15 protein-coding genes are annotated in these 21385 nt (G+C 35.2%); 9 read left to right on the forward strand and 6 right to left on the reverse strand.

The genetic code is table 11. The features are described from left to right. Positions 1-43: 43 nt before the first annotated feature. Positions 44-2428, reverse strand: a complete 2385-nt coding sequence (locus C8C84_RS10410; RefSeq protein ID WP_121313579.1) for a hybrid sensor histidine kinase/response regulator — start codon at positions 2426-2428, stop codon at positions 44-46. A 232-nt stretch (positions 2429-2660) separates the two neighbouring features. Between C8C84_RS10410 and C8C84_RS10415 the strand changes: the two genes are divergently transcribed. The 3 genes from C8C84_RS10415 (at position 2661) to C8C84_RS10425 (ending at position 6466) form a co-directional block, all read left to right on the forward strand. Beyond that, entirely contained in the window at positions 2661-3233 is a 573-nt protein-coding gene (locus tag C8C84_RS10415; RefSeq protein ID WP_121313580.1) for a non-canonical purine NTP diphosphatase, read from the forward strand. Between the two features lie 261 nt (positions 3234-3494). Further along, complete coding sequence (locus C8C84_RS10420; protein WP_121315040.1) at positions 3495-5432, forward strand: DEAD/DEAH box helicase; 1938 nt, start codon at positions 3495-3497, stop codon at positions 5430-5432. A 242-nt stretch (positions 5433-5674) separates the two neighbouring features. Beyond that, on the forward strand, positions 5675-6466 hold the full coding sequence (locus C8C84_RS10425) for a carboxypeptidase-like regulatory domain-containing protein (protein ID WP_121313581.1): 792 nt from the start codon (positions 5675-5677) through the stop codon (positions 6464-6466). On the opposite strand, the gene C8C84_RS10430 is transcribed toward C8C84_RS10425, so the two are convergent. Beyond that, complete coding sequence (locus C8C84_RS10430; RefSeq protein ID WP_121313582.1) at positions 6467-7123, reverse strand: RNA methyltransferase; 657 nt, start codon at positions 7121-7123, stop codon at positions 6467-6469. It abuts the gene before it with no gap. An 88-nt stretch (positions 7124-7211) separates the two neighbouring features. Here C8C84_RS10430 and C8C84_RS10435 point away from each other — a divergent pair, with 88 nt between their 5' ends. From C8C84_RS10435 to C8C84_RS10445, 3 genes are all read left to right on the forward strand, one after another. Beyond that, entirely contained in the window at positions 7212-7925 is a 714-nt protein-coding gene (locus tag C8C84_RS10435; RefSeq protein ID WP_121315041.1) for an NAD-dependent deacylase, read from the forward strand. An 80-nt stretch (positions 7926-8005) separates the two neighbouring features. Then, positions 8006-9349 (forward strand): adenylosuccinate lyase, encoded by a 1344-nt coding sequence (gene purB, locus C8C84_RS10440; RefSeq protein ID WP_121313583.1) that lies wholly within the window; start codon positions 8006-8008, stop codon positions 9347-9349. 106 nt (positions 9350-9455) lie between these two features. Further along, positions 9456-11696 carry a cation:proton antiporter gene (locus tag C8C84_RS10445; protein ID WP_121313584.1) on the forward strand — a complete coding sequence of 747 codons (2241 nt, stop codon included), beginning with the start codon at positions 9456-9458 and terminating at the stop codon, positions 11694-11696. A gap of 67 nt (positions 11697-11763) precedes the next feature. Here C8C84_RS10445 and guaB read toward each other — a convergent pair whose 3' ends face one another. After that, positions 11764-13236, reverse strand: a complete 1473-nt coding sequence (gene guaB / locus C8C84_RS10450) for an IMP dehydrogenase (RefSeq protein WP_121313585.1) — start codon at positions 13234-13236, stop codon at positions 11764-11766. A gap of 62 nt (positions 13237-13298) precedes the next feature. Next, the gene (locus tag C8C84_RS10455) at positions 13299-15131 is read right to left on the reverse strand and encodes a tetratricopeptide repeat-containing sensor histidine kinase (RefSeq protein ID WP_121313586.1); all 1833 of its coding nucleotides are present in this window, start codon (positions 15129-15131) and stop codon (positions 13299-13301) included. Positions 15132-15473: 342 nt separating this feature from the next. On the opposite strand from C8C84_RS10455, the gene C8C84_RS10460 reads away from it, so the two are divergent. After that, positions 15474-17972, forward strand: a complete 2499-nt coding sequence (locus C8C84_RS10460) for a cation-translocating P-type ATPase (RefSeq protein WP_121313587.1) — start codon at positions 15474-15476, stop codon at positions 17970-17972. Here the strand turns inward: C8C84_RS10460 and C8C84_RS10465 are convergent. Next, positions 17969-18832: a hydroxymethylglutaryl-CoA lyase gene (locus tag C8C84_RS10465; protein WP_121313588.1), complete on the reverse strand. Its 864-nt coding sequence runs from the start codon at positions 18830-18832 to the stop codon at positions 17969-17971. The two genes, C8C84_RS10460 and C8C84_RS10465, sit on opposite strands and share 4 nt — an antisense overlap. A gap of 171 nt (positions 18833-19003) precedes the next feature. Here C8C84_RS10465 and C8C84_RS10470 point away from each other — a divergent pair, with 171 nt between their 5' ends. Then, on the forward strand, positions 19004-19615 hold the full coding sequence (locus C8C84_RS10470) for a hypothetical protein (RefSeq protein WP_121313589.1): 612 nt from the start codon (positions 19004-19006) through the stop codon (positions 19613-19615). Beyond that, complete coding sequence (locus C8C84_RS10475) at positions 19612-20325, forward strand: DUF3307 domain-containing protein (protein ID WP_121313590.1); 714 nt, start codon at positions 19612-19614, stop codon at positions 20323-20325. Before C8C84_RS10470 ends, C8C84_RS10475 begins: the two co-directional genes overlap by 4 nt. Here C8C84_RS10475 and C8C84_RS10480 read toward each other — a convergent pair. Next, complete coding sequence (locus C8C84_RS10480; protein ID WP_121313591.1) at positions 20311-21330, reverse strand: quinone-dependent dihydroorotate dehydrogenase; 1020 nt, start codon at positions 21328-21330, stop codon at positions 20311-20313. The genes C8C84_RS10475 and C8C84_RS10480 overlap by 15 nt on opposite strands. Between the last annotated feature and the right edge of the window lie 55 nt (positions 21331-21385).

Raw genomic sequence — 21385 nt, forward strand, 5'->3', positions numbered from 1 at the left:
TAAATATAAATTTAGTTTACTCCTAATGGTTAGAGCCAAATAGTTACACTAATAATTTAATGATTTCAAAAAGTAAATCTTTATCAACCGGTTTCGACAAGTATTTATTCATGCCAATTTCAATCACTCTGGATTTGGTAGTTTCCATTACATCTGCAGTTAAAGCAATAATCGGAATAGACTTTTTGTTTTCTCCGGCTTCACCATTTCTGATGGCGATTGTGGCCTCATAACCGTCCATAATTGGCATTTGTAAATCCATCAGGATAATATCATAATGGTTTTCGGTTAGTTTTTTTACACCTTCTTCGCCGTTATTGGCAAATTCGACTGTGGTATTCAACCATTTTTTGGTAATCATTTTGATGACCATTTGGTTCATGGCATTGTCTTCAACCACCAAAATGGATTTTCCTTTTAAATCATATTCCAACGCAGTTGTATTATCTAAAATCGGTTGTTTAACGACTTCAATATTTTCATAATTGAGTTGGATTTCACAAACTGTTCCTAAATCAGGCGTGCTGTCAATTTTAATTTTCCCTTTGTGCAAATCAACCAAATGCTTCACTATGTAAAGTCCAAGTCCTAGACCTCCAAATTTTCGTTTGTTGCTAATGCCTTCTTGCGAAAAAGAATAATAAATACTGTTGATTTTTTCTTTCGAAATTCCAACGCCGGTATCACTTACCGTAAAAGTGACCAATATATTATTGGCTTTGTCTTTTTGAGTGTCTAATTTAAACTTGATAAATCCTTCATTGGTAAATTTGATTGCATTACTTAAGATATTATGCAGGATTTGGCTTAATCTGTCAACATCGCCTTTGACCATTTCTGGTAAATACTCACTTTTTTGAAAAGTAAAATCAAGTCCTTTGTCACTAGCTTCTCGCTCAAAATTATTAGCGATGTGCTCAACAGTTTTGACTAAATCAAAGTCAGAAGGTTCTAATTTAATTTCGTTTTTTTCAATCTTAGAAAAATCTAGAATGTCATTTACCGAACTCAATAAGCTGTAAGTTGAGTATTTTATAATTTGGCTTCCGTCTTGAATTTCCTTGTTATTGCTCTCTTTTGCCATAGATTTAGCGGTATTCAAAATGGCATTTAAAGGCGTTCGCAACTCGTGGCTGATATTGGATAAGAAATAAGACTTCAATTCGTTCATTTCTTCCGATTTTTGTAAGGCTAGTGTTTGCAGTTCTTCCCGTTCGTTTTTTAGGTTTCGAATCAAATTCGCCATCGAAAGGGATAAGAAAATAACTTCCATTCCGGTACCCAATTTTGATCCGTTTTCTGTCCAAAAATTTAAAGGCAATACACTAAAATTCTTTAGAATAAAAACGACAAAACCCGAAACTAAGAAGAATACGCCAATGGCGAAAAAACGGTCAATTTTTTTAGTTTTTCTGTAAATGGAAATCTGTGAAGCAATGATTAATGACAAAACAATTAAGCCTAGCGCATTGGCAATAGGATAGGAGTATTGTAGTGCTTTCGGAATAAAGAACAAGGATAAAAATAACGCAGCATTAAGAAAATACAAAACATAAAAAGCATAATTGATGGTTCGATTGGTTTCTTTTATTTTCAAAAAAACTTGTGCATATCGACCTAAGAAGAAATTCGCAATACAGGCAAATATAATTACAGCGTGTAAAGAAAACCAGCCGGATTGTGGTGTGATAAATTGGTAAAAATAACCATCAATAGCAAATTGTAGCAATCCAATAAAGACCACATACATGCTGTAATATAGGAATGTTTTGTCTCGCATCCCGAAGAAAAAGAACAAATACAAAATGGCTGCAATAATCAAAATACCATAAAAAAAACCAAAGACAAATTGCTCAAAAGAAGTCATTTGAATTAACGCCTCCAAACTGTAAAGAATCATCGGCATCGAAAGCATTTCACCGTCGCTTTTTACATGAAGATAGAATTGTTTTTGTTCTTCGGGATTGAGCTCTATTTTGAAAATGGTTTTTCTGTGGTCAAAACTTGATTGCTCCCGTGGAATAGCATCACCGCTTATGAATTTTGTGATTTTATTATCTTGACTAATTACATAAAGTTCGGCAACATCGGTTATAGGTCTGGCGGTTTCAAAAAAATAATATGACTTTTCTTTGGCAGTATTTTTAAGCTGAAATCGTATCCAGAAATTGTGCGTAGTAAACCCAAAATCCGTATTTTCATTCAGCATCGGGCTAAATTTAAGATCTTTAGATGTTGTAACTTGTTCCAATGTCAAATCGCGTTGACCAACATCGACGTATTCGGAAATCTCATGAATGGAAATTTTTTCAGAAAGATTGCTTTTTGGTAAAAGAATTTGGGCTGTGGTATTTTGAAGTGAAAATAGAAAAATGCAAACCAGGCATAACAATCCATCTCTTTTGTGTATAGTAATTTCTTTTTTCATTTGGAATCTTAGTGGTATTGTACTTACGAATATATTGGTCTTTGAGATTGAACAATTCTTAAAACTTTTAAAATGACAAAAATTATGATTTATAAGTAGTAATTTACATTGTTTGCAAGCTGTAATATTCTATTTTTAAAGAATTTTACTATGTTTTTATATCTAATGGTTTGCGATTATTGACATAAATATTATTCGCATATTTGCAGTAATTCAATTAATAGTTTTAAAGATGAAATTAGTTTTCGCTTCCAATAACAAAAATAAAATCAAAGAAATTCAACTTTTGCTCCCGGAATCAATTGCCATTTTGAGTTTAGATGATATTGGTTGTACAGAAGATATTCCAGAAACCGCAGACACGATTGAAGGCAATGCTATTCTCAAAGCCAATTATGTAACGGAAAAATTTGGTTACAATTGTTTTGCCGATGATACCGGTTTGGAAGTGGACAGTTTAAACGGTGAACCAGGCGTTTATTCTGCTCGTTATGCAGGTGAACAGAAAGAAGCGAATGACAATATGGATAAATTATTGGACAATCTAAAAGGTAAATCAAACCGAAAAGCCAATTTTAAAACCGTCATTTGTCTGAATTTAAATGGAGAACAGCATCTTTTTACCGGAATAATCAATGGTGAAATTATCAAAGAAAAAATAGGAACCAATGGCTTTGGTTATGACCCGATTTTTGTGGCCGATGGTTATACTGAAACCTTTGCTGAGTTGACTTTAGAAGAAAAATCAAATATCAGTCACCGCGGGTTAGCGGTGAAGCAATTAGTCGAGTTTCTGAGTAGATGAGTAGCTGAATTCAAGCTAGCCCCGATAGGAGCAAACTACCGCGTAGTGCGGATGGCGGGAGCATAAGTCGAAGAAAGATAAAAGTTCTGCTCCTAATTACATTGTTAATTTACACAAAAAATGTCTGAAAATCAGTTACTCAGACACTCAGTAACTAAGTTCTATTGTTGTGTAAAAGTTAACTTTCTGATTATCAAAGAAAAACAAATTAGCGTATATGGTTTTAAAAACTTACCTTTGCACCAAATTTTAAAACTTTATATGAATAAATTTGAACAATTAGGTCTGAATGAATCGTTACTGCTGGCGATCAAAGATCTAGGATTTGAGAATCCGTCAGAAGTACAAGAAAAAGCGATTCCAGTACTATTGGAACAAAACACAGACTTGGTTGCCTTAGCGCAAACAGGAACAGGGAAAACGGCCGCTTTTGGTTTTCCGCTTATTCAAAAAATTGATGCCGAAAACAAGAACACACAGGCGTTAATTTTATCACCAACGCGTGAGCTATGCTTACAAATCACCAACGAGATTAAACAATACTCAAAATATGTAAAAGGTTTACATACAGTGGCAGTTTATGGTGGTGCAAGCATTACGGAACAAGCCAGAGATGTAAAACGTGGAGCACAAATTATTGTCGCTACACCGGGAAGAATGCAAGACATGATTAATCGTGGGCTTGTTAACATTAAAAACATTAACTTCTGTATTCTTGACGAAGCAGATGAGATGTTGAACATGGGATTTTATGAAGACATCGTATCGATTTTATCAGATACACCAGATGACAAAAACACTTGGTTGTTTTCAGCTACTATGCCTGCAGAGGTTGCCAGAATTGCTAAAAAATTCATGCACGAACCGGCAGAAGTTACGGTTGGAACCAAAAATTCAGGTTCGGCTACAGTTTCTCACGAATTTTATTGTGTGAATGCACGTGACCGTTACGAAGCGTTGAAAAGATTGGCCGATGCTAATCCGGATATCTTCTCTGTAGTTTTTTGTAGAACCAAAAGAGATACACAAGCGGTAGCTGAAAAGCTAATCGAAGACGGATATAACGCCGCAGCTTTGCACGGAGATTTATCTCAAGCACAACGTGATGGAGTTATGAAATCTTTCCGTGGTCGTCAAATCCAAATGTTGGTGGCAACAGACGTTGCGGCTCGTGGAATTGACGTTGATAATATTACACACGTAGTAAACTATCAATTGCCGGACGAAATTGAAACTTACAATCACCGTTCTGGTCGTACAGGTCGTGCCGGGAAATTGGGAACTTCTATCGTAATCATCACCAAAAGTGAATTGCGTAAAATTTCGTCTATCGAAAGAATCATCCAACAAAAATTTGTAGAGAAAACAATTCCAAGCGGAATCGAAATCTGCGAAATCCAATTGTTGCACTTAGCCAATAAAATCAAAGACACTGAAGTAGATCATGAGATAGACAACTATCTTCCTGCTATCAATGAAGTGCTTGACGGATTGACTAAAGAAGAATTAATCAAGAAAATGGTTTCTGTTGAATTTAACCGATTCATCAACTACTACAAAAAGAAACGTGATTTATCAGGAGAAAAAGGTGGTGAAAGAAGCGAGAGAAGTTCGGAACCAAGAGAAATCAGAGCTGGTGATCCGGTTCGTTATTTCGTGAACATTGGTTCAAGAGATGATTTCGATTGGATGCAGTTGAAAGATTTCTTGAAAGAAACCCTAGATTTAGGTCGTGATGATGTATTCAAAGTAGATGTAAAAGAAGGTTTCTCTTTCTTTAACACCGACGGAGAGCATACGGATAAAGTAATGTCTATCCTTAACGGATTTGATATGAACGGAAGAAGAATCAACGTTGAAATTTCTAAAAATGACGGTGGAAGCCGCGAAAGACGTGACCATAACGGAAGAAGTGGTGGCGGAGAACGCAGAAGCTCTGGTGGATTTGGCGGTAGAAGTTCTGCTCCAAGAAGCGGTGGCGGAAGTTTCGGACCAAGAAAAGAAGGAGGTTTCAGAAGCGATAGAAACTCAGCACCAAGAGAAGGTGGTTTCCGTAGCGACAGAGATGCAGCGCCAAGAAGAGAACCAGGTTCATTTCAAAGAGAAGAAAGAGCACCAAGACGTTCTGAAGGAAGCGCTGACAGACCAGCCGGTCGTTCTTTTGACGATGCAAAAGCAAGAAGACCAAGAAAAAGCTAACGCTTTTAAATTATAAATTACGAATTATAAATTACGAATTTTTTATAATTGGAATATAATGAAACTCCGTTTTACTTAGGTAGGAACGGAGTTTCTTTTTTTCTACATAACCCTAATTCGTAATTCATAATTACTAATTCGCAATTCTTAATTTGAGCTTTTGTTAATTTTGTTCTAATTCTACAAACAAACATTAAAATATCTTAAAAGAGTTTCATACTTTTAAACCATCAAAATCTGCTATGAGATATTTTACTCTTTTTCTTTTGTTTTTTCTTTCCTTTAATGCTTTTGCGCAAGAGGAACCTGTTGTTGGTCAAAAAGTTTCAGGAACAATCATCAATGATAATACACTGTTGCCTATTACCAACGCAAACGTGATTAACATTAACAAAGTAAAAGGAGTGGTTACTAATGCCAGTGGTTTTTTTGAAATGGAAGTTAGTGTAAGCGATACACTTCATATCTCTATTTTAGGATATCAATCTTTGCGTGTCAGAGTAACCAATGACTGGTTGAAAAATGGAACAGCTAAAATTTTAATGACCGAAAAAGCCATTGCTTTAGAAGAAGTTGTCGTAAAAAAATATGATTTAACCGGTTATCTCGAAGTAGATTCTAAATTGATTCCTGAAAAAGAAAACTACCGTTATAGTATTTCCGGTTTGCCTACTGCATACGAAGCCGGTGATAGTTCGCCAAATGCTTTTACAAGAGTATTAGGCTCTATTTTCAATCCTGCTGACATGTTGTATAATTTCTTCGGAAAAAAGCCCAAAGAGCTCAAGAAGCTGAAATCGATGAAAAAAGACGATACGGTTCGTACGCTTTTAGAATCAAAGTTTGATAGGGAAATGATTTCTGTTCTTTTAGGAGTTGATAAAAAGGAAATAGCTGAAATACTGCAACGCTGTAATTACTCAGAATCGTTTATTCAAACGGCTAATGATTTACAAATTTTGGACGCTATAAGCGAATGTTATGAGCAATACAAAGTGCTGACTAAAAAACACGAGAAATACATTAAAGAGTAATTATTGCTTTGAATAATATCTTTCCTCTATACGTTTAATATCTTTGATAGTGTTCTTTGCCCAAAGTAAACGCTTTTCCAACAATTCATCTTCAGTCAGTTTCCAATTGACATTCGATTGGCGTAGGCGAGTAGTGATGTCTTGAATGATAATTGCAGCCGAAACCGAGATGTTCAAACTCTCCGTAAAACCAACCATCGGAATTTTTAAATAACCATCGGCTTGTTGCATCACTTCTTCGGAAAGTCCTTCTTTTTCAGTACCAAAAAATAATGCACTTTTCTTGGTAACATCAAATTCGTGCAGCAAGCAAGAATCATTGTGTGGCGTAGTCGCAATGATTTGATACCCTTTGTTTTTTAGGGTTTGTATGCAATTCGAAATATTGTCAAACTTATTGATGTCAACCCATTTTTGTGCACCCATCGCAATTTCCTTGTCAATATTTTTGCCAAAACGTTGTTCTACAATATTGATTTCCTGAATGCCAAAAACCTCACAACTGCGCATAACCGCGCTAGTATTGTGAAACTGAAACACATCTTCCACCGCAATCGTAAAGTGATTGGTACGATTGTCTAAGACCTTCTGAAATCGCTCTTTGCGGTTTTCGGTTAAAAATTCTTCGAGATAGTTTAGGTAATTGAGGTCAATCATAAAATTCGTTTTTACTTCGTACAGTTCGACCTAATGGTCTCGAGTGCCAAAATAACGAAAAAATACGTAGCTTTAAATCCAAATAATGATAATGAAAAAACTAGTCGTTTTAACCGGTGCCGGAATTTCTGCTGAAAGTGGTATAAAAACCTTTCGAGACGCCGATGGATTATGGGAAGGACATGATGTAATGGAAGTCGCTTCGTATGACGGTTGGCTTAGAAATAAAGCATTGGTTTTGAACTTTTATAACCAACGTCGAAGACAATTGCATGAAGTGAAACCGAATCTCGGACATATTACTTTAGCCGAATTAGAGAATGATTTTGACGTTCATATCATCACACAAAACGTAGACAATTTACATGAACAAGCCGGAAGCAGTAAAGTTTTGCATTTGCACGGCGAATTATTAAAAGTCAGAAGTGATAATCATAATCGATTTGAGGTTTTAGATTGGACTTCCGATTTGAATTTAGGTGATATCGACTCTGCCGGAAATCAATTAAGACCACATATTGTTTGGTTTGGCGAAGCCGTTCCGGCGCTTGAAGAAGCTATAGAAATTGTCGAAATCGCCGATTATTTGGCGGTTATTGGTACTTCGCTTCAAGTATATCCTGCGGCAGGTTTGATGCATTATGCCAATCGAAATGTGCCAATATTTTATATCGATCCAAAGCCGGTAAACATTTATGATTTGCAGAATCCGTTAGAAGTTATTCCAATGAATGCCACTGAAGGTGTTCCATTATTAAGGGAAAAATTAGCTAGTTTGCAACAAAAAACTCCCAACTCATAACTCATAACTTATAACTAATACTTACTTTTGCACCACAACAATTTTCCCTGAGCTTGTCGAAGGGCAACAACACAAAACACATGTCACTAACTACTTTAAATGCCATTTCACCTATTGACGGAAGATACCGTAAAGCAACCAAACCTTTAGCTGCTTTTTTCTCTGAAGAAGCTTTAATAAAATATCGAGTTCTAGTTGAAGTTGAATATTTTATTGCGCTATGCGAAAGTGATTTACCTCAATTAAAAGGTGTAAATAAAAGTACTTTCGAAGCCCTTAGAAATATCTACATTAACTTCACTACTGAAGATGCTTTAGCAATTAAAGAGACAGAGAAAATCACCAATCACGATGTTAAGGCGGTTGAGTATTTTATCAAAGATAAATTTGAGGTTTTAGGTTTAAGTGATTACAAAGAATTCATCCATTTCGGATTGACGTCACAAGATATTAATAATACTGCGATTCCGCTTTCGACTAAAGAGGCTTTTGAAAAAGTATACCTGCCGAGTCTAATTGCTCTGATTGCCAAGTTAAAAGAATTGGCTATGGAATGGAAGGATATTCCTATGTTAGCCAGAACACATGGTCAACCGGCATCGCCAACGCGTTTAGGAAAAGAAATTTTGGTATTCGTAGAGCGTTTGGAAGAGCAAATGCGTTTGTTGTTCAATATTCCGTTTGCGGCTAAATTTGGCGGCGCAACAGGGAATTATAATGCCCATCATGTAGCTTATCCCAATGTCGATTGGAAGCAATTCGGTACTACTTTCGTAGAAGAAACTTTGGGATTGCAACATTCTTTTCCAACGACTCAAATTGAGCATTACGACCATTTTGCTGCGTTTTTTGATGCCTTAAAAAGAATCAATACGATCATCATCGATTTAGACCGAGATATTTGGACGTATGTTTCGATGGATTATTTCAAACAAAAAATCAAAGCAGGAGAAATAGGTTCTTCGGCGATGCCACACAAAGTGAACCCAATTGATTTTGAAAATTCTGAAGGAAACTTAGGCATTGCTAACGCTATTTTTGAACATCTTTCAGCCAAATTACCGCTTTCAAGATTGCAACGCGATTTAACGGATAGTACCGTTTTAAGAAATGTTGGCGTTCCTTTCGGACACACCATTATTGCTTTTGAAGCGACTCTAAAAGGCTTGAACAAATTGTTATTAAACGAACCAAAATTCGCTGAAGATTTAGAGAAAAACTGGGCCGTAGTTGCCGAAGCCATTCAAACCATTTTACGACGCGAAGGTTACCCAAATCCTTACGAAGCTTTGAAAGGATTGACCAGAACGAATGAAGTGATGAACAAAGAATCAATTCATAGTTTTATTGGAACGTTAAATGTTTCTGATTCGGTACGAGCTGAGTTGATGCAAATTACGCCTAGTAATTATCTTGGAATTTAATATTTGTAAAACAGTCTTTTAGAGCTAAAAAGTGTTATAATTTCTTTAATTCTGCTTGATTTGTTTTTAAAAAAGCAGTTTTTTTACTATTTTGTAAAAAAAAGAAATGCCCATGTTTTTATCATCAACCACTACTTCTGTTCATTTGCCTGATTTAATCAGTGATTTGGGATTAATTCTAATTACTGCTGCTATTGCGGTTTTACTTTTCAGAATTTTAAAACAACCCTTAGTTTTAGGATATTTAGTTGCAGGATTTTTGGCTGGAAGTGAGTTTGATTTCTTTCCAACTGTAAAAGACATGCATAGCGTAGAAGTTTGGGCTGAAATTGGGGTTATATTTCTTTTATTTAGCTTAGGTTTAGAATTCAGCTTTAAAAAGCTAATGAAAGTAGGAGGTACGGCTTCAATAACTGCTTTAACTCAAATAATTTTCATGATTACGGTTGGCTTTTTTGTTGGTCAATTAATGGGTTGGAATAAAATGAATAGCATCTTTTTAGGCGTAATTCTATCCATTTCATCAACTACCATTATCTTAAAAACCTTTGATGAACTTGGCGTAAAGTCGCAAAAATTTGCCGGAAATGTAATCGGATCTCTAATTGTTCAGGATATTATTGCCATTCTAATGATGGTTTTACTTTCGACTATTGCGGTCAGCCAGCAATTTTCAGGCATGGAATTGGGTTTAGCCGTTCTAAAATTAATCTTCTTTTTAACGATTTGGTTTGTAGTTGGCATCTTTTTTATTCCAACACTTCTTAAAAAAGCCAAGCATTTACTAACAGATGAAATGATGCTTATTATTTCGTTAGCACTTTGTTTGTTAATGGTAATTTTTGCAGCCAATGTTGGGTTTTCGCCGGCATTAGGTGCTTTTATTATGGGTTCAATCATAGCAGAAACTACGCAAGCAGAACATATAGAACACTTAGTCAAACCGGTTAAAGACTTGTTTGGTGCTGTTTTCTTTGTATCCGTTGGTATGCTTATCAACCCAGAAACTTTAGTGGAATATGCAATTCCGGTAGCTATCTTGACTTTTGTGGTTATTTTTGGTCAATCAATAAGTTCAACGATTGGTGCTTTATTATCAGGACAGCCGCTCAAACAATCCATACAAACCGGAATGAGTTTGTCACAAATTGGGGAATTCTCGTTTATCATTGCAACCTTAGGAACGACCTTAAAAGTAACCAGTGATTTTTTATATCCGATTGTGGTAGCCGTTTCTGCTGTAACCACTTTTACAACGCCTTTTATGGTAAAATTTGCCGTTCCTTTTTCAGGTTATTTGGAGAAAAAATTACCGCGAAAATGGGTGAAAAGAATTCAGCTTTATAGTGCCAATACAGAAGAAATCAAGTCGCTAAGCAATTGGCAGATTGTGTTGCGAAGCTATTTGACACAAGTAATAATACATTCCATCATCATAGTTGCGGTCATCTTGCTTTCGTCAAATTTTATTTTGCCGATGGTTCAAGGTTCAAAATTTGGTCATGCTATAGCCGCCTTGATAACTTTAGTCATTCTTTCGCCATTTTTATGGGCCTTATCACTGCGAAGAGTTGCGGTCAAAGAAGTGTATATTTTGATGCAAGAAAGAAAACATCACGGTCCAATAATCATGTTGGTACTTTTTAGAATTGTACTTACGTTATTCTATATCGGTTTTGTGTTAAACACTTTTTTCTCTACCGGAGTGGCTTTCGTTGCCTTCTTAATAGCTATTGGAGCTTATATTTTATTTCCGAAACAACTTCATGCGGTTTACAATAGAATTGAAAGTCATTTTATTAGCAACTTTAATGACAGAGAAACCCGAAAAGAAAATAAAAGACAAAATACTTTATCGCCTTGGGATGGGCACATGGCTGATTTTAATATTGCCAAAGAATCAAATCTGGCCGGAAAAACGTTAGAGGAACTGAAAATTAGAGAACAATTCGGTATTAATATTGCGTCCATTCGCAGAGGCGATGTTTTAATCAATATTCCTATTAGATCAGAACGTTTATTTCCTGGAGATGAGATAAGTATAATTGGAACCGATGATCAGGTGAAAGAATTCAAAATTTATTTGGATAAAAACGAAATTGATGTTCCGGAAAAAGTCGAACAAACCGATATTATATTGCAAAAACTGGAACTTAAAAACCGAGTTTGCATAGGAAAAACCATTCGTGAATCTCAAATTCGTGAAAAAACGCACGGAATTATTGTTGGTGTTGAACGAAATGGTAAGCGTATTTTAAATCCGGAATCGCATTTAGTCTTAGAAGACAGCGATATTTTATGGATTGCCGGTGAAAAGAAAAGAATAGCTGAGTTTATGAAAGCGTAAAGAAATTAAAATGCAAAAGGCATAAGTTAATTTCTTATGCCTTTTGTACTATTGCCTAATGGCTAAATTATCTCGAATAATTCGGAGCTTCTTTCGTAATCGTCACATTATGCGGATGACTTTCGCCGATTCCGCTTGCGGTGATTCTAACAAATCTACCTGTTTCTTGTAATGTTGGAATATCTTTGGCACCGCAGTAACCCATTCCGGCTCTTAAACCACCAACAAATTGTTGCATGCTTTCGTTTAGTTCACCTTTGTAAGGTACGCGACCAACAATTCCTTCAGGAACCAATTTCTTAATATCATCTTCTACGTCTTGGAAATAGCGGTCTTTTGAACCTTCTTGCATCGCTTCTACTGAACCCATTCCGCGATAAGATTTGAATTTTCTACCTTCAAAAATGATAGTTTCGCCCGGAGATTCTTTGGTTCCGGCTAATAACGAACCTAACATTACACAATCGGCACCGGCGGCAATCGCTTTTGGAATATCGCCTGTGTATCGAATTCCGCCATCTGCAATTACCGGAATTCCGCTTCCTCGTAAAGCCGCAGCGACTTCTAAAACCGCAGAAAATTGTGGAAATCCAACACCGGCCACAACACGAGTTGTACAAATTGAACCCGGACCAATGCCGACTTTTACACCATCGGCACCATTTTCTACCAAATACAAAGCGGCTTCAGCGGTAGCAATATTGCCAACAATGACATCTAAATTGGGGAATTGAGCTTTGACCAATTTCAAAACATCAACTACGCCTTTGGTATGACCATGTGCGGTATCAATAATTACGGCGTCAACTCCGGCATTTACTAAAGCAGTTGCTCTTTCTAATGCATCGGCGGTAACACCAAGAGCAGCAGCCACACGTAAACGTCCAAATTTATCTTTATTAGCCACCGGTTTTTGTGCCAATTTAGTGATGTCTCTAAAAGTAATTAATCCAACCAATTTATAATTAGCATCAACTACGGGTAGCTTTTCGATTTTGTTTTGTTGTAAAATGCCCTCAGCTTCTTGTAATGTGGTTCCTTCGGCAGCAGTAACTAAATTTTCAGAAGTCATTACTTCTAAAATAGAACGTGAATTTATTTTTTCAAAACGCAAATCTCTATTCGTTACAATTCCTTTTAAAATTCCGTTTTCATCAACGATAGGAATTCCGCCGATTCCGTGTTCTTTCATTAACATTTTAGCATCGCCTACGGTTGAATTTAAAGGTAAAGTCACCGGATCGATAATCATTCCGGCTTCGGCACGCTTTACTTTTCTCACCTTTGCGGCTTGTTGTTCAATTGTCATATTTTTGTGCAAAACACCAATTCCACCTTCTTGCGCCATGGCAATGGCCATCGAACTTTCGGTTACCGTATCCATAGCAGCAGAAACAATAGGAACATTTAGCGAAATATTTTTAGATATTTTCGACTGAATATTGACTTCGCGCGGTAAAATTTCGGAATAATTTGGAATTAGCAGTACATCGTCATAGGTTAAACCTTCTCCAACGATTTTAGAAGTGTGTGCTTTCATGCAATTTGTAGTTGTAGTTAAATTGCGAGCAAATATAATAAAAAATACCGAAGTATAAAGGGTTAATATTTCAAAAATGAAATGATAAATTCAGTCGATTTGCCTTCTACACTTTGAATCTCAAGTTGCCCTTTATTGTTTATTAAAAATTGTTTTACCAATAATAACCCTAAACCAGTTCCTTCTTCCATAGATGTTCCTTTTTCAGAAACCAGTCGTTTGTTGAAATTCATAATTTCCTCTATTTTATTTTGGTTAAGACCATTTCCATAATCTTTGATATGAATTTTTAGAAACTTATCGTCCGAAGTATAATGAATATCAATATGACTGTTCAGTGGAGCAAATTTTATCGCGTTTGCGATGATGTTTTGAATGATAATTCGAGTTTGACCAATGTCAGCTTTTATAAAAATGGTTTCTTCTTTGTCGTGATTAAATGAGACTTTCTTTTTTATCACTTCGGCATAAAAGGAGCTTATAGATTCTTCAATGATTTGATTTAAAGCAATCTTTTCAAAATGTACCGTTGTTCCATCAATTTGAGAATTTGCCCAATTTAAAATATTGTTCAGGATTAAAGAAGTTCCTTCAACTTGCTTTTGAAGTTGATCGAAAATGAAAGTTTGTTCTTCTTTGGTTAAGTCATTTTGTTTGTTGAGTTCAATCACTTGAATAAGTGAATTGATTGGCGTTTTTAAATCGTGTGACAGTATCGAGAAAATTTTATTTTTAGTTTGATTTAATTCTTCTAAAGCAATATTCTGAGCGGTTATCATTGATTGTTGGCTTTGAATATCTCGGTTTTTAATTTCAATTTCTTTAAAAAATTTTCCTTTTTGACTCGTGTATTTGTAATATTGATAAATAAATACGAGCAGAGCGATAAGTAAAAAGAAAATAAAACCCACAAAAATACGAGTGTTGTTTAGTTTTTGTTGCGCAATTTCTGCTTTTGCAATTAATCTTTCGTTTTCCGCTTCTTTGGCTTCAAGTTGCAGGATATTAACTTCTTTTATTTTTGACTCGGCATACAATGAGTCATTATATATTTTGTTAATTCTTAAAAAATGATAAGCTGATTCAAAATTATTTTGCTGGCTGTATATTTTGGAGATAATTTCAGCTGACCTTGCAATATCCCATTTGGCACGAACAATTTTAGCAGAATTATAACCTCTTAAACCATAATTAATGGCTTTTTGGTAATCACCTTTTTTTAAATAAGCTTCCGAGAGTCCGGACAAAGCATAAGCTTCTTCCCATAAATTAGGTTTTACATTATCAATTAAAACTTTTTGATAGTAATAAATTGTTGAGTCAAGATTGTTTTTTATGTAATGAATGTTGGCTAACTTATTCATTGACATTTGTGAATCTTCAGAAGATTTATTTTTTACACTTAATTTTAGTGATTCTTGAAAACTTTTATAGGCTTCGTCATATTCGTTCAGATTAGTTTGAGAAATACCGATGTTTAAAAGGTTTTTTACTATAAATTTTTTATCATTTAATGCTCGGCAAATAGTGATTGACTTTTTGAAGTTTTTTAAAGCTTCTTTGTCTCTGCCAAATCCTTGTTGGATAAGTCCTTTTCCCATTAAACATTTTGCTAGTCCTATTTTGTTATTCTCTGAATCATATATTTCAGCAGCTTTGATATAGTTTTGCAAAGCAATATCATAAGATCCTATGATGTAATAATTGGAGCCAAAATTATAGATTACATCAGCGATTAAATTTTTGTCGTTCAATTTTTTAGCAACTCGTTCGGCTTTTACCAGATAAAATTTTGCTTTATTGAAATCGGAATAACTATTTTTTTTGGATTCTTTCAGGTAGTAATTAACAGAATCTCTAGAAATGACACTTCCGTATACTTTGTTTTGTAACATAAACAAACATACTAGTATTATGACCGAAAAGTTAATTGTACGAGGCAAAGTTCTTTTTTTAAAATGGGCTTATAAAAATACAAAAAACAATTTCATAAGCGCAACACCTTAATAAAATTTTACAAATACTCACAATACTTGATTATAGGTGTTTTCAAAACTCACTAGATTTTAATTGATATTTTGCTTGCGAGTGTTGAAATAAGAGAGCCGTTTGCAGTTTATGATGAACGTGGTTCAGTGATGTAGTTAAATTGAATTCGCAACGTATCAATCTTAAACAAATAAAGCGGTTAAAGTCATCTTAAATAACTAACTTGGTACATACTTATTGCATCAATAATGACAGAAAATAAAATAAACATCAGTGGACTTTCAAATGATGAAGTAATTGCTTCCAGAAAAAAGAACGGTTCAAATTCTTTAGCGCACCAACACAAAAATCACTTTTTAATTTCATTATTAGAAATGCTTAAGGAACCTATGTTTATCCTTTTAGCTGCGGCTGCTGGTATATACTATATTTCGGGTGATTATGGCGATGGTATTTTTATGACGATTGCCATTTTATTTGTAGCCGCTATTTCATTATTTCAAGAAGCCCGAAGCAGGAATGCCATTGACGCTTTAAAGAAGTTGTCTCAGCCCAAAAGTAAAGTTATTCGAAACAATGAAATACTTGAAATTCCGAGTGAAGAAATTGTATTGGGTGATTTCATTCAAGTTGAAGAAGGGACTTTTATTCCGGCCGATGCGGTGATTGTTCAGTCGAATGATTTTTCGGTGAATGAATCCATCCTAACCGGTGAATCTTTATCGGTCTTTAAAAGTGAAACTTTAGAAACTAACCAAGTATTTCAAGGTACAACAGTAGCAACAGGATTGGCCATTTGTAAAGTTACGGCAATCGGAAATCAAACCAGTTTAGGAAAAATTGGGAAGAGTTTGGAGGAGATTGTTGAAGAAAAAACACCTTTGCAAATTCAAATCACCAATTTTGTCAAGAAAATGTCCATCATTGGATTGGTAACTTTTGGAATAGTTTGGGGCATCAATTTTTACCAATCTCAAAGTGTTTTAGATAGTTTGCTGAAAGCATTAACCATTGCCATGAGCGTAATTCCGGAAGAAATACCGGTGGCTTTTACCACTTTTATGGCACTTGGTGCTTGGCGTTTGATGAAGATGGGCATTATTACCAAACAAACCAAAACCGTTGAAACATTAGGTAGCGCAACTGTAATTTGTACCGATAAAACCGGAACGATTACGGAGAACAAAATGAGTTTAGCGCAATTGTATCTTTTCAATTCAAACAATATAATCAATACTAATGAGAAATTAAATCCGGAAGCACAAGAAGTTTTGAGTTATGCTATGTGGTCAAGCGAACCGATTCCGTTTGACGCTATGGAAATTGCGGTTCATGAAGCTTACGCCAAATTAGAATCGCTTGATGAACGACCTAATTTTAAGTTGGTTCACGAATATCCGTTAGGTGGAAAACCTCCGATGATGACTCATGTCTTTGAAGATAATAACGGTAAAAGAATAATCGCCGCCAAAGGTGCGCCCGAAGCCCTAATTGAAGTCAGTAATTTAAACGATACTGAAAAGAAGCAAGTCATAGCGGCGATGGAAATCATGGCTAAAGAAGGTTATCGCATTTTAGGTGTTGGTGTGGCCGATTTTTCAGGGAAAGATTATCCTAAAACCCAACAAGAATTTAAGTTTCTTTTTAAAGGACTAGTCGCTTTTTATGACCCGCCAAAAGCCAATATTCAAGAAGTTTTTGAAACGTTTTATAAAGCCGGAATTCAAGTAAAAATAGTTACAGGAGACAATGCTGCTACAACTTCAACTATTGCGAGACAAGTTGGTTTTAAAGACGCTGACAAAGTTTTAAACGGTGATGAATTAATGGAAATGGATGAAACCACTTTAAAAACAAAAGTAATGGAAACCGCCATTTTTACCCGAATGTTTCCGGAAGCCAAACTTAAAATTATCCAAGCGCTAAAAGACAACAACCAAATTGTAGCGATGACCGGTGATGGTGTTAACGATGGTCCTGCATTGAAATCGGCACACATCGGAATTGCCATGGGCAAAAAAGGAACAGAAATTGCCAAACAAGCAGCCAATTTAATTTTGATAGATGATGATTTCAGCAAAATGACCGATGCGATTGCTATGGGGAGAAAGATTTATCTCAATCTCAAGAAAGCGATTCAGTACATCATTTCAATTCATATACCGATTATCCTTATCGTTTTTATTCCATTGGCATTAGGATGGGTTTATCCCAATATTTTTACACCGGTTCATATTATATTTTTGGAAATAATTATGGGGCCAACTTGCTCTATCATCTATGAAAATGAACCTATGGAGCGAAATTTAATGCTGCAAAAACCAAGACCTTTAACGTCAACTTTTTTTAATTTAAAAGAAATTACGATTAGTATCCTTCAAGGATTGGTAATTACTATAGGATTGCTTTTGGTATATCAATATTGTATTTATAATGGACTATCAGAAAGCGCGACGAGAACCAGTATTTTTATTGCTTTAATTGCTTCTAATGTATTTTTAACCTTGGCCAATCGTTCTTTTTATTATTCCATTTTTACGACTATTCGTTATAAAAACAATTTGGTATTGCTCATTATTGGGATTACCATATTGATGACATCATTATTATTGTTTGTTCCGATTTTTTCTAAATTCTTTTTGTTTGAAAAAATAGATTTGGCACAAATAGGCGTTTGTGTCTTAGTGGGATTTATTTCGGTGATGTGGATTGAAATCTATAAATTATTCAAAAGAAGAAAGTCTTAATGATAAGCACTGAATAATTTTGTAGCCTCATTATAAGCACTTTCAAAGCTCATCGGACTCGTGTTGGTAGCTTGCTTTTGAGCAGTAAAATAGGAGAGCAGTTTCTCTGTGGGCATATTCCCGGTCAAATCGTCTTTCGCCATCGGACATCCGCCAAAACCTTGAATCGCGCCGTCAAATCGGTGACAACCGGCTTTGTACGCTGCGTCTACTTTTTCGTGCCACTTGTCCGGAGTGGTGTGTAAGTGTGCGCCAAATTCAATATTTGGGTATTTCGGAATCAAATTTGAAAACAAATATTCAATCACATCAGGCGTTGAACTTCCGATTGTATCCGAAAGCGATAATATTTTAACGCCCATATTAGCCAATCTTTCCGTCCATTCGCCTACAATTTCAACATTCCAAGGATCGCCATATGGATTGCCAAAACCCATTGACAAATAAGCCACAACTTCTTTATTTGAGGTATTGGCAATATCTAAAATCTCTTCTAAAGTAACCAAACTTTCCGCAATTGTCTTGTGCGTATTTCGCATCTGAAAATTTTCTGAAATCGAAAACGGAAAGCCTAAGTATTGAATTTCTTTATGTACAGAAGCCAATTGTGCACCTTGTGTATTGGCAATGATGGCTAATAATTTGCTTTGCGTTTGCGATAAATCCAATTGTGCCAAAACTTCTGCCGTGTCTTGCATTTGCGGAATCGCTTTAGGTGAAACAAAACTGCCAAAATCAATCGTGTCAAAACCGACGCGAAGTAAGGACTGAATATAGTCTACTTTTTTCTCAGTAGGTATAAACGTTTTGATGCCTTGCATAGCATCGCGTGGACATTCTATAATTTTGATTGGTTTCATAAGCGTTTTCAAAGATACTAAAACTCCTCATTTTTTAAAATTTATATTTTGTTTTAGTATTACATTTTTAAGTAATAAATCCAAATATTACCTATTTTGGTAATAATTTCATTTATTACACTTTTTGGTAATAATGTTTGGATAATAGAATTTATTACCTATATTTGAGTTATGATAAGCATCATTACAGGCGATATTGTCAATTCCAGAAAGCTGTCTTCCAATGTTTGGATGGATGGATTGAAGACTTTATTGAATACGTTTGGTAAAAGTCCGGCCGAATGGGAAATTTACCGCGGAGATGAATTTCAATTGGAAATTAAAAATCCCGAAGACGCTTTATATGCGGCTTTACAAATTAAAGCCTTTTTCAAAACACTAAAACTCGATGTCCGAATGAGTATTGGTATTGGTGAAAAAAACTATAGCGCCAAGAAAATATCAGAAAGTAACGGTACGGCATTTTTGCGTTCAGGCGAAGTTTTTCAAACCTTGAAAAAGCAAAAAGTTAATTTGGCGGTAAACACCGGAAATTTTGCATTGGACACCGATTTGAATTTAAAACTCCGTTTGGCATCAACGTTCATGGACAGTTGGTTGCCACAATCGGCTGAACTAGTTCAAGTGGCGATGCAAAATCCAACTTTAGCACAAGACGGAATCGGGCAGAAGCTTGGTATCAATCAAGCCGCGGTTAGCCGAAGAAGAAAACGCGCACAGTATGATTTGTTATTGGAAACCGAAAATTATTTCCGCCAAAAAATTAAAAATCTGAGCGTATGATTATTTTCGTAAAACTACTTTTAGCCCATTTAATTGGTGATTTTATCTTGCAACCGAATTCATGGGTTTTAGATAAAGAAAAGAAAGTTCATCGCAGTGTGTATCTTTATCTGCATACTTTTCTGCATGGTGTTTTAGCTTACATTATTATTGGAGAAAGAGCATTTTTGGGTTTCGCAATCTTGTTAGCTTTATTACATGGCTTTATTGATTTTTTAAAATTGCGATTTCAAAAAAAGAAAACCAAACGCAATTGGTTTATAGTTGATCAGCTAATGCATTTGTTGGTTATAATAGTCATTTCGCTTTTATATAACGACCAAACTATTGCTTTTTCTTTGATGGATAATCAACTTTGGGTTATGCTAACAGCGTTGATTTTATTGACCAAACCGACTTCCATAATCATTAAAAATATCATTTCCATTTGGACACCGGAAAGCAAAAACGATAAGAACGATGATTCTTTGCAAAACGCCGGAAATTATATTGGAATACTCGAACGATTGTTTGTATTCTATTTTGTGATTACAGGACATTACGAAGCCATCGGGTTTTTATTGGCAGCTAAATCGATATTCAGATTCGGAGATTTGAAAGAAGCCAAAGACCGAAAACTGACCGAATATGTATTAATCGGAACGTTGTTAAGTTTCGGAATTGCTTTTTTGGTTGGATTGTTAACCAATTACTGTTTACTTCTTTTCTAGAATTTTTTGATTGATTTCCTTAATCAAATTCGGACCTTCATAGATAAATCCGGTGTACAATTGTACCAAACTCGCTCCGGCTTCCAGTTTTTCAATTGCATCTTCCGCTGAATGAATGCCGCCAACGCCAATAATAGGAAAGGCTTTATTGCTTTTTTGAGAAAGAAAACGAATCACTTCTGTAGAACGATTGGTCAGAGGTTTTCCGGATAAACCACCGGTTTCTACTTTATTTTCCGATTGTAAACCTTCCCGAGAAATGGTGGTATTTGTAGCAATTACACCAGCAATTTTAGAATCATTTACAATATCAATAATGTCTAATAATTGTTCGTCAGTCAAATCGGGAGCAATTTTTAACAGTATTGGTTTTGGTTTTTTGTGTAATAAATTATGCGATTGTAAAGTGTTTAAAAGTTCTGTTAACGGCTTTTTCTCTTGAAGTTCTCTAAGGTTTGGTGTATTTGGAGAACTGACATTGACCACAAAATAATCAACATATTGGAACAAAGCATCAAAGCAAATTAAATAATCTGAAGTCGCATTTTCATTCGGAGTGAGTTTGTTTTTGCCAATGTTGCCACCAATCAAAACGCCTTTATTTTCTTTTAATCGCAAAACGGCTGCTTCAACACCGCCATTATTAAAACCCATTCGGTTGATAATTGCGCTGTCTTCTTTTAAACGGAATAGTCGTTTTTTTGGATTACCGTCTTGTGGTTTTGGTGTCAAAGTTCCAATTTCGATAAACCCGAAACCAAAATGTGATAGTTCATTGTAAAGCTTAGCGTCTTTATCAAAACCAGCGGCTAATCCAACCGGATTTTTAAATTTTAAGCCAAAAACTTCTCGTTCCAAACGTTTGTCTTCAACTTCATAAATCGATTTTAAAAGATGGGGAACAAAAGGAATTTTGGAAATAAATTTTACCAATGAAAAAGTGAAATAATGCACTTCTTCCGGGTCAAACCAAAAAAGAATTGGGCGAAGGAGTAATTTGTACATGGGTTGTGTTGTTGTGACGCAAAGATAATAGTTTTATTTGATTGTTAGAAACGCC

Source organism: Flavobacterium sp. 102, from assembly GCF_003634615.1.
GTDB lineage: Bacteria > Bacteroidota > Bacteroidia > Flavobacteriales > Flavobacteriaceae > Flavobacterium.